The sequence below is a fragment of the Streptomyces sp. NPDC029216 genome (assembly GCF_040648015.1).
Classification (GTDB): domain Bacteria; phylum Actinomycetota; class Actinomycetes; order Streptomycetales; family Streptomycetaceae; genus Streptomyces.
This window is the reverse complement of the sequence record NZ_JBEZWL010000056.1, coordinates 1-15125: the sequence shown is the minus strand read 5'-3', so window position 1 is coordinate 15125 and position 15125 is coordinate 1. Positions and strand designations below refer to the sequence as shown.

Sequence of the window (15125 nt, the reverse complement as noted above, 5' to 3'; positions counted from 1 at the left end):
GGGCCGGGGACAAGGGCGTGGGGGCAAGAAAGATCCCGGCACGGCGGCCTGGGCCGTCACTGCCGGGCTTGCCCCACCTTGGTAACCCGGGCCCCGTCTCTTCCCCAAACATCCGCTTTACTACCCCGCCTCGTAACCGAACGAGCTCCGCCGCCCCCGTTGACGCCGCCCACCCAGCGACAACACAGGGACAAACCGGACGCCCACCCTACGGTCCGCCCTAGTAGGTCCGTTTTATCCTGTGCGGCTTGTCACCGCCCACCCTCCCCACCCCGCTGCACGGACCCCCCTCCCCAGGGACGCCGCCCCTGCCCCCGCGCCTCAATCGCCGGCGGGGCTGGAGGTACCTGCGAGCCGCACCGGCCCCAAACGCCCGCCAGACGCCCCCAAAGGGCACCCCGCAGCGATCCGCCGCGCCTGACCGCCCCAGAGCCCCTCCCGGTCGTCCTGAGGCGCGGGTACCGGCCCCAGACGGCCGCAGACCCCGACACGTGAGGAGCGCGTAGCGATCCGGGGCGGCCCGACACGAAAAGGGGCGGCCCCGGGACCAAAGGTCCCGGGGCCGCCCCTCCACTCACTCAGGCCTACCGGCCCCTACGCACCCTTGGACAGGTCCGGGCCCGAGCCCGTCGCCTCGATCGGGGGAAGGTCCGGCAGGGTGGACTTCTCCTCGCCGCGGAAGGTGAACTTGGCTTCTTCGCCCTCACCCTCGACGCCCACCACCACGATGTGACCGGGGCGCAGCTCGCCGAAGAGGATCTTCTCCGACAGCAGGTCCTCGATCTCGCGCTGGATGGTCCGGCGCAGCGGGCGGGCACCCATGATCGGGTCGTAGCCGCGCTTGGCCAGGAGCATCTTCGCGTCACCGCTGAGCTCGATGCCCATGTCGCGGTCCTTGAGGCGCTCGTCCACCTTGGCGATCATCAGGTCGACGATCTGGATGATGTCTTCCTGCGACAGCTGGTGGAAGACGACCGTGTCGTCGACACGGTTGAGGAACTCGGGCCGGAAGTGCTGCTTGAGCTCTTCGTTGACCTTCGCCTTCATCCGGTCGTACCCGGTCTTGACGTCGCCCTGGGCGGCGAAGCCCAGGTTGAAGCCCTTGGAGATGTCCCGCGTACCCAGGTTGGTCGTCATGATGATGACCGTGTTCTTGAAGTCGACCACCCGGCCCTGGGAGTCGGTCAGGCGACCGTCTTCCAGGATCTGCAGCAGCGAATTGAAGATATCCGGGTGCGCCTTCTCGACCTCGTCGAAGAGGACGACGGAGAACGGCTTCCGGCGGACCTTCTCGGTCAGCTGGCCGCCCTCTTCGTAGCCCACGTAGCCGGGGGGCGAACCGAAGAGACGGGAAACCGTGTGCTTCTCGCTGAACTCCGACATGTCGAGGGAGATCAGCGCGTCCTCGTCACCGAAGAGGAATTCGGCGAGCGTCTTCGACAGCTCCGTCTTACCGACACCGGACGGGCCGGCGAAGATGAACGAGCCACCGGGACGCTTCGGGTCCTTCAGGCCGGCCCGCGTACGGCGGATCGCCTGCGAAAGCGCCTTGATGGCGTCCTTCTGCCCGATGACGCGCTTGTGGAGCTCGTCCTCCATGCGCAGCAGGCGCGAGGACTCCTCCTCGGTCAGCTTGAAGACGGGAATGCCGGTCGCGGTGGCCAGCACCTCGGCGATGAGCTCGCCGTCGACCTCGGCGACGACGTCCATGTCGCCGGCCTTCCATTCCTTCTCGCGCTTGGACTTCGCGGCGAGCAGCTGCTTCTCCGAATCACGGAGCGAAGCCGCCTTCTCGAAGTCCTGGGAGTCGATGGCCGACTCCTTGTCGCGGCGCACGGCCGCGATCTTCTCGTCGAACTCGCGGAGGTCCGGCGGCGCGGTCATCCGGCGGATGCGCATCCGGGAGCCGGCCTCGTCGATCAGGTCGATCGCCTTGTCCGGCAGGAAGCGGTCCGAGATGTACCGGTCGGCCAGGGTGGCCGCCTGGACCAGGGCCTCGTCCGTGATGGAGACGCGGTGGTGGGCCTCGTACCGGTCACGGAGACCCTTGAGGATCTCGATGGTGTGCGGCAGGGACGGCTCCGCGACCTGGATCGGCTGGAAGCGGCGCTCAAGGGCCGCGTCCTTCTCCAGGTGCTTGCGGTACTCGTCCAGCGTCGTCGCACCGATGGTCTGGAGCTCACCGCGCGCCAGCATCGGCTTGAGGATGCTCGCGGCGTCGATCGCGCCCTCGGCGGCACCCGCACCGACCAGCGTGTGGAGCTCGTCGATGAACAGGATGATGTCGCCGCGGGTGCGGATCTCCTTGAGGACCTTCTTCAGGCGCTCCTCGAAGTCACCGCGGTAGCGGGAGCCGGCGACCAGTGCACCCAGGTCCAGGGTGTACAGGTGCTTGTCCTTGAGGGTCTCGGGCACCTCGCCCTTGACGATGGCCTGGGCCAGCCCCTCGACGACGGCGGTCTTGCCGACGCCGGGCTCGCCGATGAGGACGGGGTTGTTCTTGGTCCGGCGGGACAGCACCTGCATGACCCGCTCGATCTCCTTCTCGCGCCCGATGACCGGGTCGAGCTTGGATTCGCGGGCAGCCTGGGTGAGGTTGCGGCCGAACTGGTCGAGGACCAGCGAGGTCGAGGGGGTACCCTCGGCCGGGCCGCCTGCGGTGGCCGACTCCTTGCCGCCCCCGGTGTAGCCGGAGAGCAGCTGGATGACCTGCTGCCGGACCCTGTTCAGATCGGCGCCCAGCTTCACGAGGACCTGGGCGGCGACGCCCTCGCCCTCGCGGATCAGGCCGAGCAGGATGTGCTCGGTGCCGATGTAGTTGTGGCCGAGCTGGAGGGCCTCTCGGAGCGAAAGCTCCAGGACCTTCTTCGCCCGCGGCGTGAAGGGGATGTGCCCGGACGGGGCCTGCTGGCCCTGACCGATGATCTCCTCAACCTGCTGGCGAACAGCCTCGAGCGAAATCCCGAGGCTCTCCAGGGCCTTAGCGGCGACACCCTCACCCTCGTGGATCAAGCCCAGGAGGATGTGCTCGGTGCCGATGTAGTTGTGGTTGAGCATCCGGGCTTCTTCCTGAGCCAGGACGACAACCCGCCGCGCGCGGTCGGTGAACCTCTCGAACATCGTTTATCGCTCCTCAGAGCGGTCGGGCAGTTCGGGGTCGGTCCCCGCCCTGTCCTTCCGCATGCTAGTCCCGCGGGACGGGACAGCTCATTCCAACTGCCGACATCCGTCCACGGCTCACCCCCACGTCGGTGAGGAAAACCGGCTGTAAGAGCCGACTACTGCTCCAACCCGATGGTGCGAGACGATGTTCCCGCAGGCCAGGCAGATACCCGTCACACGTGTACGCCGATGGCGAACGGAAGCCGCTCAAATCAGCGTGTCGCCCCGATCCACTAGGAATGTCTTACCCGTAAGGACTGACACTCCATGCCGGTGAGCATGGTTCCCTCCGCTACGGGCGAACACGCTTGTGTCCCGAATGTGGGACTCCGCTCCGCGTACGTTTACGTTCCGCATTGGACCGGGTGCACTGCGTAACCCGACGGTGGCATCCGGAGTTCATCCGTTCATGGCCGTCGTCAACACCATGGGCGCCGTTCCCCCGCCCCGTCTCCCGTCCGAGTCGGACACCCGTACCTGGTACGAGCGGGTGCTCGGCTGGACCGTGGCGGCCGGGCCGCCGGTGCGGCTGGTCACCGGGATCCGGTTCGACGTGCTGGAGCTTCCGGCGGACGCCGGCGCCGGGCTGCTGCGCCGCCCCGGGCTGGCCACCGGTCCGGTGGCGCTCTCGGGGCGCAGGATGCGCTTCCTCGTCGCCCCGGGGGCCGCCGACGAGCTGGAGGGGCTGCTCGACTGGCTGGAGTGGGGCGGGGTGGAGCTGGAGCTCACCGCCCTGGGTGCGGGGGCCGGGATCACCGCCCCCGTGCCGCCCGGGCGCGTGCCGGAAGGGAACCCCCAGGGGGCCGCCGTGTGGCTGCGGCCCCCCGAGCTGGGGTGCGAGGCCTCGCTGCCCGCCCTGCCCGGTCCGGGGCGGGCCTGCGGGCCCGGTCCCGGGGGGTCCGGCGGGCCCGATCTCGTACGCCTGGTGGCCGCGGCGGCGACGGAATGCCACCGCGCCCGCCTGTGGCGGCGTACGGATCAGCCCCGGGCGTTTCAGCCCTTGGCGTTCTCGTAGGCCTCGCGGATCTCGGCCGGAACGCGGCCGCGGTCGTTGACGCTGAGGCCCTGGGCCTTGGCCCACGCACGGATCTCGGCGGTGTCCGGGCTGCCGGACGAGGCCGCGGCGCGGCCCTTGGCGCGGCCGGCCGAGGCGCGTCCACCGGTGCGGCGGCCGCCCTTGGTGTACGGGTCGAGCAGCCCGCGGAGCTTTTCAGCGTTGGCGGTGGTGAGGTCGATCTCGTAGGTCTTGCCATCCAGAGCGAACGTCACGGTCTCGTCCGCCTCGCCACCGTCGAGGTCGTCGACAAGAAGGACCTGAACCTTCTGTGCCACCGGATTTCCTTTCATCGAAAATGCAGTACGCGGAAAGGAAACCGCTTTTGCCTGGAAAACACAAACCCCCGGGGAGAGGTTCAGGAGCGCAACAAGGCGGGAAACGTGCGCGATTCGGACATAGGCCACAGGCGGGCTGAGGCCTGGAATAGCCCCCGCGATCGATCAGAGGTGCAGCAGCATCCGACTGTTGCCCAAGGTGTTCGGCTTCACTCGTTCGAGACCGAGGAACTCGGCGACTCCCTCGTCATAGGAACGCAGGAGCTCCATGTAGACATCGGTCTCCACCGGGGTCTCGCCGATCTCGACGAACCCGTGCTTCGCGAAGAAGTCGACTTCGAAGGTCAGGCAGAATACCCGGCTCACCCCGAGCCGGCGGGCCGTCTCCAACAACTTGGCGAGCACCAGGTGGCCGACTCCGGCACCCTTGAGGCCGCGGTCGACGGCGAGCGTGCGTACTTCGGCGAGGTCTTCCCACATGACGTGGAGAGCCCCGCAGCCCACCACCTGGCCGTCGGACTCGCGTTCCGCGACCCAGAACTCCTGGATGTCCTCGTAAAGGACGACCGGGGCTTTGTCGAGGAGGATCCGCTGCTGCACGTACTGGTCCAGCAGGCGGCGCAGCGCCGGAACATCTCCGGTGCGCGCGCGGCGGATGGTCACTGTTTTCGCGTCTGTGGTGGAAAGCTCTCCCATAGGCCGGACGCTATCGCCCCGGCTCGGTCCGGCGCGCGCCGGAGCCCCCTTCTCCTTCGGGGAGTTCGGCCGCGGGGCGGTCCTCGGCGGGTGCCGGGCCGGCGGGCGGGTCCTGGGGGTCGGGTTCGTCGTGCTGGACGATCCGTACGGCGTCGCGCAGGGCCTCGCGCTGTTCCTGGGACATCATGCCGAAGAAGGCGACGAGAGCGGCCGCGGGGTTGTCGCTGGTCGACCAGGCTTCGTTCATCAGTGCGGCCGAGTAGGCGGCGCGGGTGGAGACCGCCGTATATCGATAGGCGCGGCCTTCCGCTTCCCGGCGGACCCAGCCCTTCTGATGGAGATTGTCCATAACGGTCATGACCGTGGTGTACGCGATGGACCGTTCCTGCTGGAGGTCTTCGAGGACTTCCCGAACGGTGACCGGGCGGTTCCACTGCCACACCCGCGTCATGACTGCGTCTTCGAGTTCTCCCAAGGGGCGAGGCACAGCAGCACGATAGTGCGGAATGGGATGAATTGCCCGACTATTCGTTGCGCAACGCGCGGCCAATACCCGGGCGGCGGCTAGTTCTGCTGCTGTGCGGCTTCGGCGCGGGCGAGGACGGCGTCGACGGCCGCGTCTTCCTTGGCCTTGTTGGCGCCGCCCTGGCTCTTCACGATCGTCCTCACCAGGAAGATGAAGAACGTGGCCATCACGATGGGGGGCACGAGCGCGGAAACGTAGTCCATGCCCCCCAGCGTAGCTACACCGCCGCGCGGCCGGCCGCCGGGGGCGGGGCGGGCTTGCGGCGCGGCGGGAAGACCTCGCCGGGGGTCGGAACGGGCCGTCCGGGGCGCGGGGGCTCCTCGGGCGAGGGCTCGGGGCGCGGCCGCTCCGGGCGGGGCTCCTCGGGGCCCGGAGCCGCGGTCCGGGGCTCCTCGCGGCCGCCGGCCAGGGCGAGCAGGCGGGTGCGGGGCGCGGGGGCGGCGGCCGCGAGCCGGCGGCGTACGGAGCGCTCCGCGACGCCCTGGGCCCGCTCCAGGACGGCGGCGGCGACCGGGTTGGCCCGCAGGGCGCGCAGGGCGGCGAGGTCGTCGGGGCCGGGTTCGTATCCGGCGGCGAGGGCGTCCTGGAGCAGTTCCAGGTAGCCGGACAGGCTCCCGGGGAGGGCGCTCCGGTAGCGGGCGAGGTCGTCGAGCAGGAAGGCTCTGAGCCGGCCCGCCTCCCGGACCGCTTCGTCCACCGACGCCGCGAGGCGCAGGCAGTCCTGGACCTCGGCGGCCGTCAGGGGGGCCGTGGAGGACTGGAGGGCGTGGGCGAGGCTACGCCTGAGCACGTGCAGCTCGGCGGCGCTGAAGGCCATGCCGCCGCGGGATCCGTAGGGCGTGGGCATGGGGCCGAAGATACGCGCTAATCGGACAAAATCCCCTGATGGTGGGGGTGTGCGGCGCGGCGTCGCCCCTCGCCGGGGGCCCTGGCGGAATCAGCCGGTCTCTTTCACGGCCTCGACGAAGTCGGCCCAGGCGGCGTGGGTGGTGGCCATCACGAGGTGCGCGGGGTCGGCCCGGTCGGCCACCCGTACGAGACTGCCGGGGGCGTCGGCCACGTAGACGCAGGCCTCCCCTTCGCCGCAGTACGACGATTTACGCCACTCGGTCAGGGCGTTCGCGGTCATGGTGTCTCCCTCCGCTGTGGACAAGCCACGTTGCCTCTCCAGCGGGACGCTACCTCCGCGAGAGTCGCACTCCGGCCACTTCCGGCAAAAAACACAGCCGATAAAAGTCACTCCGCCGTTACGGGGCCGTCACTCGACGGGGAAGGCGTAGGCGATCTCGTAGCGGGAGTCGGGGATGACGAGGTCGGCGGTCTCCACCGGCCGGCCGTCGGAATCGATGTAGGTCCGCTCGATCTGGGTGATCATCGAGCCGAGGCTGATCCCCAGCAGGTTGGCCTGGTCCTGGTTGGCGCGGGAGGGCCGGGGGACCTCCACCACGGAGGTGACGGTGATGCCGATGGAGCGCATCCGCGCCACGACCCCGGCGCCGCGCATCTCGCCGACCTCCGGGAGCACGATCGGGGTCCCGGAGGTGATGGCGAGGGGCTCCCAGGACTCGGAGAGTTCGGCGGGGCTGCCGTCGGCCATGAACTCGTAGCGGGTCATCACGCAGGGCGCGCCGGGCTCGATGGCGAGGCGGGCGGCGATCCGCTCGGGGGCGGGGACCTGGGGGAGGGTCCTGGAGTCCCAGGAGGCGGCGATCCCGTGCGCGGCGGCCTCGGAGCGGAAGGTGTTGCCGGATCCGGGGACCCGGCGGCGGGTGCGGAGCATCCGCATGCGGCGGCGCGGGGTGCGCACGTAGGTGCCGGAGCCGGCGCGGCCTTCGAGGAAGCCCTCGATGATCAGCTGTTCCATCGCCCGCTGGGTGACGCCCTGTCCGACCTCGTACTCCTCGGCGAAGCGGGCGCGGGAGGGGAGCCGGTCTCCGATCTTCCACTCCCCCGCCTCGATGCGGGTCCGGAGGGATTCGACCACCTGCAAGTACGGTGATTTACGGGGCATTTGGGCCGTCCTGTACCGTCTCGGCTGTGCCGCTCGGGAAGCGCGTGCGGCGGACGCCGACAAGCTAACCGATCAGCTTGAAGCTGAGGATTCGGCATGACGGTGGGTACGGGGAACGGCAGTTGCGCACCGGCGGCGCTCCGCCCGCCGCACCCCGGGCGGGGCGGGGCGGGCGGAGTGCCGTGCGCTCACTCGAAGTTGGGCGCGTTGCGCTCGTACACCAGACGCAGGCCGATCAGCGTCAGCCACGGCTCGTGCTCGTCGATCACCGTGGTCTCCCCGAGGACGATCGGCGCCAGCCCGCCGGTGGCGATGACACGGACGTCGTCCGGGTCCCCGTCCGCGCCCACCAGGTCCCGGGCCATGCGGTGGACGATCCCGTCGACCTGGCCGGCGAACCCGTAGACCACGCCCGACTGCATCGCCTCGACCGTGGACTTGCCGATCACGTTGCGCGGCCGGGCCAACTCGATCTTGCGCAGCTGCGCGCCGCGCATCCCCAGCGCCTCCATCGAGATCTCGATGCCCGGCGCGATCACCCCGCCCACGTACTCGCCCCGCGCGGAGATCGCGTCGAAGGTGGTCGCCGTCCCCATGTCGACGACGATCGCCGGCCCCCCGTACAGCTCGACGGCCGCGACCGCGTTGACGATGCGGTCCGCGCCGACCTCCTTCGGGTTGTCCATCAGGATCGGCACGCCCGTCTTCACACCCGGCTCCACCAGCACCGACGGCACGTCGCCGTAGTAGCGGCGGGTGACCTCGCGCAGCTCGTGCAGGACGGACGGCACCGTCGCGCAGATCGCGATGCCGTGGATCCCGTCGCCCAGCTCGCTGCCGAGCATCGGGTGCATCCCCATCAGGCCCTGGAGCAGGACGGCCATCTCGTCGGCCGTACGGCGCGGATCGGTCGAGACCCGCCAGTGCTCGACGATCTCCTCGCCGTCGAACAGGCCCATGACGGTGTGGGTGTTGCCCACGTCGATGGTGAGCAGCACGGACTACACCGCCTCGCGCAGATCGAGGCCGATGTCGAGGATCGGCGAGGAGTGCGTGAGCGCACCGACCGCCAGGTAGTCCACGCCGGTCTCGGCGTAGGCGCGGGCGGTCTCCAGGGTGAGGCGGCCCGAGGACTCCAGGACCGCCCGGCCGGCCACGATGGTGACGGCCTCCTCGGTCTCCGGGACGGTGAAGTTGTCCAGCAGGATCAGGTCGGCGCCCGCGTCCACGACCTCGCGGACCTGGTGCATCGTGTCGACCTCGACCTCGACCGGAACGTCCGGGAAGGCCTCGCGGACGGCCTCGAAGGCCTGGGCGACGCCGCCGGCCGCGACCACGTGGTTGTCCTTGACCAGCGCCGCGTCCGACAGGGACATGCGGTGGTTGACGCCGCCGCCGCAGCGGACCGCGTACTTCTCCAGCGAGCGCAGGCCCGGGGTGGTCTTGCGGGTGTCGCGGACCCTGGCCTTCGTGCCCTCCAGGACGTCCGCCCAGCGGCGGGTGGCCGTGGCGATGCCGGAGAGGCGGCACAGGATGTTCAGGGCGCTGCGCTCGGCCGTCAGCAGGTCGCGGGTGCGGGAGCGGACCGACAGCAGCAGCTGCCCGGCCTCCACGCGGTCGCCGTCCTCGGCGTGCCGCTCGACCTCGAAGGCCTCCGTGCAGACCACGGAGAACACCGCCTCGGCGATGCGCAGACCGGCCACGACACCGGCCTCGCGGGCCACGAAGTCCGCGACGGCCTCGGCCTCTTCGGGGACGGTGGCGACGGTCGTGACGTCGACCCCGCCGTCCAGGTCCTCGGACAGCGCCATGTGCGCGACGTCCTCGACCTCGATCGGGTCGAGGCCCGCGTCCACGAGAAGCTGGGCGAGCGCCGGGTCGAGGCCGCTCTCCTCGCCCTCGCCGCAGCCGCAGTCGTCGCCGCAGCCGCCTTCGTTCTGCTCGATCAGGGGGAGTTCGGGGGTGCTCACGGTCAGTGCTCCTGGCTTGAGGGGTTGGCGGGGGAAACGTCTACGGGCGGGGGGCGCCGGGGGCGGCGCCGTCCGCGTCCACGGGCGGGAGGTCCGCGGAGTCGGTGGGGGTCACGACCAGGGCCCGCCGCTCCGTCGCCGAGAGCCGCACCACCAGGTGGCGGCGCCAGGCCTCGTCGTCCCGGCCCGGGTGGTCCTCGCGCCAGTGGCAGCCGCGGGTCTCGGCCCGCCGCTGGGCGGCGGCGACCAGGACGCGGGCCACGCAGAGCAGGTTGGTCGCCTCCCAGGTGTCCACGCCCGGTTCGGCGGTCTTGCCGTGTGCCTCCAGCTCGCCCAGAGCCCTCGTGTACAGGGTCTCCAGGGCCTCGGCGGCCGCGCTCAGGGACTCGGCCGAGCGCAGCACGCCCGCGCCCTGCGTCATGATCCGCTGGACCTCGTAGCGGGCCGTCGCGGGCTGGAGCGGGCCGGTGGCGGGCACCGGGACGCCCGGGCCGCTGCCCTCGGGGGCGCGGGAGACGATGTCCTCGGCGATCCGCTCGGCGAAGACCAGGCCCTCCAGGAGGGAGTTGGAGGCCAGGCGGTTCGCGCCGTGCACGCCGGTGCAGGCGACCTCCCCGCACGCGTACAGGCCCGGGACGGTGGTGCGGCCGTGCAGGTCGGTGCGGACGCCGCCGGAGGCGTAGTGCGCGGCGGGCGCGACCGGGATGGGCTCGGTCACCGGGTCGATGCCGTGGGAGCGGCAGGCGGCGAGGATCGTGGGGAAGCGGTTCTCCCACATCTCGGCCCCGAAGTGCCGGCCGTCCAGGTACATGTGCAGGGTGCCCTGCTCCTGCATGCGGCGCGTGATGGCCTTGGCGACGATGTCGCGCGGGGCGAGCTCGGCGAGCTCGTGCTGGCCGAGCATGAAGCGGACCCCGTCGGCGTCGACGAGGTGCGCCCCCTCGCCCCGTACGGCCTCCGACACCAGCGGCTGCTGGCCCTCGGCGTCCGGGCCGAGGAACAGCACGGTCGGGTGGAACTGGACGAACTCCAGGTCGGAGACCTCGGCGCCGGCGCGCAGCGCGAGGGCCACGCCGTCGCCGGTGGAGACGGACGGGTTGGTGGTCGCGGAGAACACCTGGCCCATGCCGCCGGTCGCGAGGATCACGGCGGGCGCGTGGACCGCGCCGACGCCGTCGTGCTGGCCCTCGCCCATCACGTGCAGGGTGACCCCGGCCGTACGGCCCTCGGCGTCCTGGAGCAGGTCCAGGACCAGCGCGTTCTCGACGGTCTCTATCCCGGCCGCGTGGACGGCCTCGACGAGCGCGCGGGAGATCTCGGCGCCGGTGGCGTCGCCGCCCGCGTGCGCGATCCGGCGGCGGTGGTGGCCGCCCTCGCGGGTCAGCTCGATCTCGCCGGTCTCGGCGGAGGTGTCGAAGACCGCGCCGGCCTCCATCAGCCGGCGGACCGCGCCGGGGCCCTCGGTGACGAGGAGCCGTACGGCGTTCTCGTCGCACAGGCCCGCACCCGCGACCAGGGTGTCGTCCAGGTGCTGCTCGGGGGTGTCGCCCTCGCCGAGCGCGGCCGCGATGCCGCCCTGCGCCCAGCGCGTCGAACCGTCGTCGAGGCGCGCCTTGGTGACCACGACCGTACGGCGGCCCGCGGCGGCGCAGCGCAGTGCGGCGGTCAGGCCCGCGACGCCGGATCCGACGACCACGACGTCCGCGTCGACGGCCCAGCCGGGGGCGGGGGCGTGCAGCCGTATGCCGGTGCCGGCGGCGCCCGGGGTGCCTGGGTTGGCTGTGGTGCTCACGCGTGTGCTCCGAACTCCAATGGAATGTTGTCGATCAGCCGCGTCGTGCCGACCTTCGCCGCGACGGCCAGGACGGCCTGCCCGGTGAAGTCGGGACCGACGTCGGTGAAGTCCTGCGGGTCCACCAGCGCCAGGTAGTCCAGGACCAGCGGCGGCTCGTGCCGGGCCGCCTCGTCCAGGACGTGCCGGGCGGCGGCCCGTACGGCGTCCGGCAGGCCGACGGCGCCGGTGGCCGCCGCCGAGACGGCGTGCGCGTCTGCGGAGGCCCGGATCTCGCCGAGCCGGGCCAGGGCGGTGGCCCGGCCGTCGCTGCCGGGCAGGGCCTCGGCGCGGGCGCGCAGCGCGGCCTGCGCCGCGAGCCGGTCGCGGCCGGCGAACAGGGCGCGGGAGAGGGCGAGGGCGGTGTGGCGCTCGGCCGGGCCGAGGTAGCGGTTGCGGGAGGACAGGGCGAGCCCGTCGTCCTCGCGGACGGTGGGGACGCCGGCCACCTCGACCGGGAAGTTGAGGTCGGTCACCATGCGCCGGATCAGGGCCAGCTGCTGGGCGTCCTTCTGGCCGAAGAGGGCCAGGTCGGGGCGGGTGAGGTGGAGCAGCTTGGCGACGACGGTGAGCATGCCGTCGAAGTGGCCCGGGCGGGTGGCGCCCTCCAGCCGCTCGCCCATCGGCCCGGCGGTGATCCGCACCTGCGGGTCGCCGCCCGGGTACACCTCGTCGACGGAGGGCGCGAACACGGCGTCGGCGCCCGCCTCTTCGGCGATCGCCAGGTCGGCGTCGAGGGTGCGGGGGTAGCGGTCGAGGTCCTCGTTCGCCCCGAACTGGAGGGGGTTGACGAAGACGGTGACCACGACCTGCCCGTCGGGGCCGGCCTGCTCGCGGGCGGTGCGGATGAGGGTGGCGTGGCCCTCGTGCAGGGCGCCCATGGTCATCACGACGGCGCGGCGGCCGGTGCGCGGCAGCTTGTGGAGCTCTTCGGCGGTGTTCAGCAGCTGGAGCGGGCCCGTCATCGCTCCCCACCCTTCGGATCGGAATCTGCGGTGTCGGCGGTGTCGGCGAGCACGCCGAGCAGGTCCTCGGCGAGCTCGGGCTTGAGCAGGCCGTGCGCGAGGGCCCGGTCCGCGGTGCTGCGGGCCATGGCGAGGTACCCGGCGACGGTCCCGGGGGCGTGCTTGCGCAGCTCGGAGACGTGCGCGGCGACCGTGCCGGCGTCGCCGCGGGCGACCGGGCCGGTGAGGGCGGCGTCGCCGGAGCGCAGGGCGTTGTCCAGGGCCGCGCCGAGCAGCGGGCCGAGCATCCGGTCGGGGTGCTCGACGCCGGCGGTGCGCAGCAGCTCCATGGCCTGGGCGACCAGGGTGACCAGGTGGTTCGCGCCCAGGGCGAGGGCCGCGTGGTAGAGCGGACGGCTCTCCTCCGCGATCCACTCGGGCTCCCCGCCCATCTCGATGACCAGGGCCTCGGCGGCGAGCCGCAGCTCGTCGGGGGCGGTCACCCCGAAGGAGCAGCCGGCCAGGCGCTGCACGTCGACCTCGGTACCGGTGAAGGTCATCGCCGGGTGCAGGGCCAGCGGCAGCGCGCCCGCGCGGCGCGCGGGGTCGAGCACGGCGGTCCCGTACCGGCCCGAGGTGTGCACGAGGAGCTGCCCGGGGCGCACGGCACCCGTCTCGGCGAGGCCCTCGACCAGGCCGGGCAGCGCGTCGTCCGGGACGGTCAGCAGCACCAGCTCGGCCCGCTCCAGCACCTGCGCGGGGCTGACCAGCGGCACGTCGGGCAGCATCCGCTCGGCCCGGCGCCGGGAGGTGTCGGAGACGCCCGAGACGGCGACCGGGCGGTGCCCGGCCTGCTGGAGGGCGCGGGCCAGCGCGGGGCCGACACGGCCGGCGCCGACGACTCCGACGGAGAGCCGGGCAGGCCGCTCTTGCTGCGATGAGTTCACGCGGGGAATGCCTTCCGTTCCAGTCCGCGGGGGGTACCGGACGATACGTCGCCATGCTAGGCCCTCGGGCCGGGGTACCGCCGGTCAGGCCCGCGGGGGGCTGGTCGAGGTGGCCGGGGGCGGGAAAACGTTGGGAGCGGCCAGGGGGGCCGGGGCATGATCGGGGAATGACCGGCGTGACGCACGAAGACGCAAGTGAAGACGCAAGTGAAGGCGTAAGGGACCAGGGGGACGGCGGGGGCATGGCGGATACGGCCGACGAGGCGGCGGAACGGACGAAGCGGGCCGTGGCGGCGTGGCGGGCGGCCTCGCGGACGCTGACCCGCAGCCCCCGTGCCGAGACCGTCGGGGAACTGCTGGCGGAGCTGGCCGAGGCCCCGTACGACATGGACGCACCGGCCGACCTGTACGGCGACGGGGTCGTCGCCGACCTGGAGCGGCGGGTCGCCGACCTGCTGGGCACCGAGGACGCGGCCTTCTTCCCCTCGGGGACCATGGCCCAGCAGATCGCCCTGCGCTGCTGGGCGGGCCGCACCGGGAACCCGGTGGTGGCCCTGCACCCGCTGAGCCACCCCGAGCAGTGGGAGGGCGGCGCACTGTCGACGGTGTCGGGGCTGCGCACCGTCCACCCGGTGACGGAGCCGCGCCAGCCGACGCCGGAGGAGGTCCGGGACCACCCCGAGCCCTTCGGCACGCTGATGCTGGAGCTGCCCCTGCGCGAGACGGGGTTCCTGCTGCCGACGTGGGAGGAGCTGGAGGCGCTGGTGGACGCCGCCCGGGAGCGGGACGCCATCGTCCACTTCGACGGGGCCCGGCTGTGGGAGTGCACCGTCCACTTCGGCCGCCCCCTGGCGGAGATCGCCGGACTGGCCGACTCGGTGTACGTGTCCTTCTACAAGTCCCTGGGCGGCCTGAGCGGGGCCTGCCTGGCGGGAGCCCGCGGCTTCGTGGAGGAGGCCCGGGTGTGGCGCCACCGGTACGGGGGCCAGATCTTCCGCCAGTTCCCCCAGGCCCTGTCGGCCCTGGCCGGCCTGGAACGGGAGCTGCCCCGGCTCCCGGCGTACGTCGAGCAGGCCCGGATGGTCGCGGCGGCGCTGCGGGAGGGCTTCGAGGCGGCCGGGGTGCCGTGGTTCCGGATCAACCCGGAGGTACCGCACACGCACCAGTTCCAGGTGTGGCTCCCGTACGAGGCGGACCGCCTGACGGAGGCGGGCACACGGCTGGCGGAGGAGGAGGGCACCGTCCTGTTCGGCCGCTGGTCGGCGGAGGGCCTCGCGCCGGGCCTGTCGATGACGGAGGTCACGGTGACGCAGCCGGGCCTGGCATGGACCCCGGAGGAGGTCCGGTCCGCGGTGGCGGGGTTCGTCGGGCGGGTGTAGCCGGGGCCGGGGGCTCGCGGTGCGGGTCCGCCATCCTCGCGGGGGGGGCGGGCCGGGCGGTGGCTGCCCCCGCCTTCCCGTCTGCGGGCCGGTGGGACCGGGGGCGGGGTCCCGCCGGGCGGGGACGTGACTGCCGGGCGGGACCGGGGAGGGCGGGGCCTGGGCCGGGCGGCCTCAGGGAGGGCTGGGGGTTTCCCGCCAGTCTCATCGTCCTTCCGCGTCGGGCCGGTCAGTCAAGGGCGCTCCCTTCGGTCGCGTCGCTTCGCGATGGCCTTCGGCCACCCTTGACAGACCGCCCCGCCACGAAAAGCCGAAGACTGCCGGGAA

Annotated in this window: 15 protein-coding genes; 2 read left to right on the top strand and 13 right to left on the bottom strand. The window is 72.2% G+C overall.

Annotated elements, in window-relative coordinates; genetic code table 11:
* Window positions 1–594: 594 nt before the first annotated feature.
* Complete coding sequence (locus AB0F18_RS20840; protein WP_362062774.1) at window positions 595–3120, bottom strand: ATP-dependent Clp protease ATP-binding subunit; 2526 nt, start codon at window positions 3118–3120, stop codon at window positions 595–597.
* Window positions 3121–3589: 469 nt separating this feature from the next.
* Here AB0F18_RS20840 and AB0F18_RS20835 point away from each other — a divergent pair, with 469 nt between their 5' ends.
* Complete coding sequence (locus AB0F18_RS20835; protein WP_362062828.1) at window positions 3590–4177, top strand: SCO3374 family protein; 588 nt, start codon at window positions 3590–3592, stop codon at window positions 4175–4177.
* Here AB0F18_RS20835 and AB0F18_RS20830 read toward each other — a convergent pair.
* The 12 genes from AB0F18_RS20830 to AB0F18_RS20775 form a co-directional block, all read right to left on the bottom strand.
* Complete coding sequence (locus tag AB0F18_RS20830) at window positions 4156–4494, bottom strand: Lsr2 family protein (RefSeq protein WP_042811087.1); 339 nt, start codon at window positions 4492–4494, stop codon at window positions 4156–4158. The genes AB0F18_RS20835 and AB0F18_RS20830 overlap by 22 nt on opposite strands.
* 165 nt (window positions 4495–4659) lie before the next feature.
* Window positions 4660–5190, bottom strand: a complete 531-nt coding sequence (locus tag AB0F18_RS20825; protein WP_362062772.1) for an amino-acid N-acetyltransferase — start codon at window positions 5188–5190, stop codon at window positions 4660–4662.
* 10 nt (window positions 5191–5200) lie between these two features.
* Window positions 5201–5677: a BlaI/MecI/CopY family transcriptional regulator gene (locus AB0F18_RS20820; protein ID WP_362062770.1), complete on the bottom strand. Its 477-nt coding sequence runs from the start codon at window positions 5675–5677 to the stop codon at window positions 5201–5203.
* Between the two features lie 77 nt (window positions 5678–5754).
* A complete protein-coding gene (locus tag AB0F18_RS20815) occupies window positions 5755–5919 on the bottom strand; it encodes a hypothetical protein (RefSeq protein WP_362062768.1) in 165 nt (54 codons plus the stop codon).
* 14 nt (window positions 5920–5933) lie between these two features.
* Window positions 5934–6563, bottom strand: a complete 630-nt coding sequence (locus tag AB0F18_RS20810) for a hypothetical protein (RefSeq protein ID WP_362062766.1) — start codon at window positions 6561–6563, stop codon at window positions 5934–5936.
* A 90-nt stretch (window positions 6564–6653) separates the two neighbouring features.
* Window positions 6654–6845 (bottom strand): DUF397 domain-containing protein, encoded by a 192-nt coding sequence (locus tag AB0F18_RS20805; protein ID WP_362062764.1) that lies wholly within the window; start codon window positions 6843–6845, stop codon window positions 6654–6656.
* A 129-nt stretch (window positions 6846–6974) separates the two neighbouring features.
* Window positions 6975–7727: a GntR family transcriptional regulator gene (locus tag AB0F18_RS20800; protein WP_362062762.1), complete on the bottom strand. Its 753-nt coding sequence runs from the start codon at window positions 7725–7727 to the stop codon at window positions 6975–6977.
* Between the two features lie 188 nt (window positions 7728–7915).
* On the bottom strand, window positions 7916–8725 hold the full coding sequence (locus tag AB0F18_RS20795) for a type III pantothenate kinase (RefSeq protein WP_362062760.1): 810 nt from the start codon (window positions 8723–8725) through the stop codon (window positions 7916–7918).
* Between the two features lie 3 nt (window positions 8726–8728).
* Window positions 8729–9697, bottom strand: coding sequence for a carboxylating nicotinate-nucleotide diphosphorylase (nadC, locus tag AB0F18_RS20790; protein WP_362062758.1), 969 nt, complete (start codon window positions 9695–9697; stop codon window positions 8729–8731).
* A gap of 40 nt (window positions 9698–9737) precedes the next feature.
* Complete coding sequence (locus tag AB0F18_RS20785; RefSeq protein WP_362062756.1) at window positions 9738–11489, bottom strand: L-aspartate oxidase; 1752 nt, start codon at window positions 11487–11489, stop codon at window positions 9738–9740.
* On the bottom strand, window positions 11486–12493 hold the full coding sequence (gene panC, locus AB0F18_RS20780) for a pantoate--beta-alanine ligase (RefSeq protein WP_362062754.1): 1008 nt from the start codon (window positions 12491–12493) through the stop codon (window positions 11486–11488). Before panC ends, AB0F18_RS20785 begins: the two co-directional genes overlap by 4 nt.
* Window positions 12490–13419: a DUF2520 domain-containing protein gene (locus AB0F18_RS20775; protein WP_362062752.1), complete on the bottom strand. Its 930-nt coding sequence runs from the start codon at window positions 13417–13419 to the stop codon at window positions 12490–12492. The genes panC and AB0F18_RS20775 overlap by 4 nt, the downstream gene beginning before the upstream one ends.
* A 242-nt stretch (window positions 13420–13661) precedes the next feature.
* Here AB0F18_RS20775 and AB0F18_RS20770 point away from each other — a divergent pair, with 242 nt between their 5' ends.
* Window positions 13662–14798: a beta-eliminating lyase-related protein gene (locus AB0F18_RS20770; protein ID WP_362062750.1), complete on the top strand. Its 1137-nt coding sequence runs from the start codon at window positions 13662–13664 to the stop codon at window positions 14796–14798.
* Window positions 14799–15125: the final 327 nt, after the last annotated feature.

Bases quoted from the DNA above. Each gene is read 5' to 3' on its own strand.
- AB0F18_RS20840 (WP_362062774.1), bottom strand. From the start codon at position 3,120: ATGTTCGAGAGGTTCACCGACCGCGCGCGGCGGGTTGTCGTCCTGGCT.
- AB0F18_RS20835 (WP_362062828.1), top strand. From the start codon at position 3,590: ATGGGCGCCGTTCCCCCGCCCCGTCTCCCGTCCGAGTCGGACACCCGT.
- AB0F18_RS20825 (WP_362062772.1), bottom strand. From the start codon at position 5,190: ATGGGAGAGCTTTCCACCACAGACGCGAAAACAGTGACCATCCGCCGC.
- AB0F18_RS20815 (WP_362062768.1), bottom strand. From the start codon at position 5,919: ATGGACTACGTTTCCGCGCTCGTGCCCCCCATCGTGATGGCCACGTTC.
- AB0F18_RS20810 (WP_362062766.1), bottom strand. From the start codon at position 6,563: ATGCCCACGCCCTACGGATCCCGCGGCGGCATGGCCTTCAGCGCCGCC.
- AB0F18_RS20805 (WP_362062764.1), bottom strand. From the start codon at position 6,845: ATGACCGCGAACGCCCTGACCGAGTGGCGTAAATCGTCGTACTGCGGC.
- AB0F18_RS20800 (WP_362062762.1), bottom strand. From the start codon at position 7,727: ATGCCCCGTAAATCACCGTACTTGCAGGTGGTCGAATCCCTCCGGACC.
- panC (WP_362062754.1), bottom strand. From the start codon at position 12,493: ATGACGGGCCCGCTCCAGCTGCTGAACACCGCCGAAGAGCTCCACAAG.
- AB0F18_RS20770 (WP_362062750.1), top strand. From the start codon at position 13,662: ATGGCGGATACGGCCGACGAGGCGGCGGAACGGACGAAGCGGGCCGTG.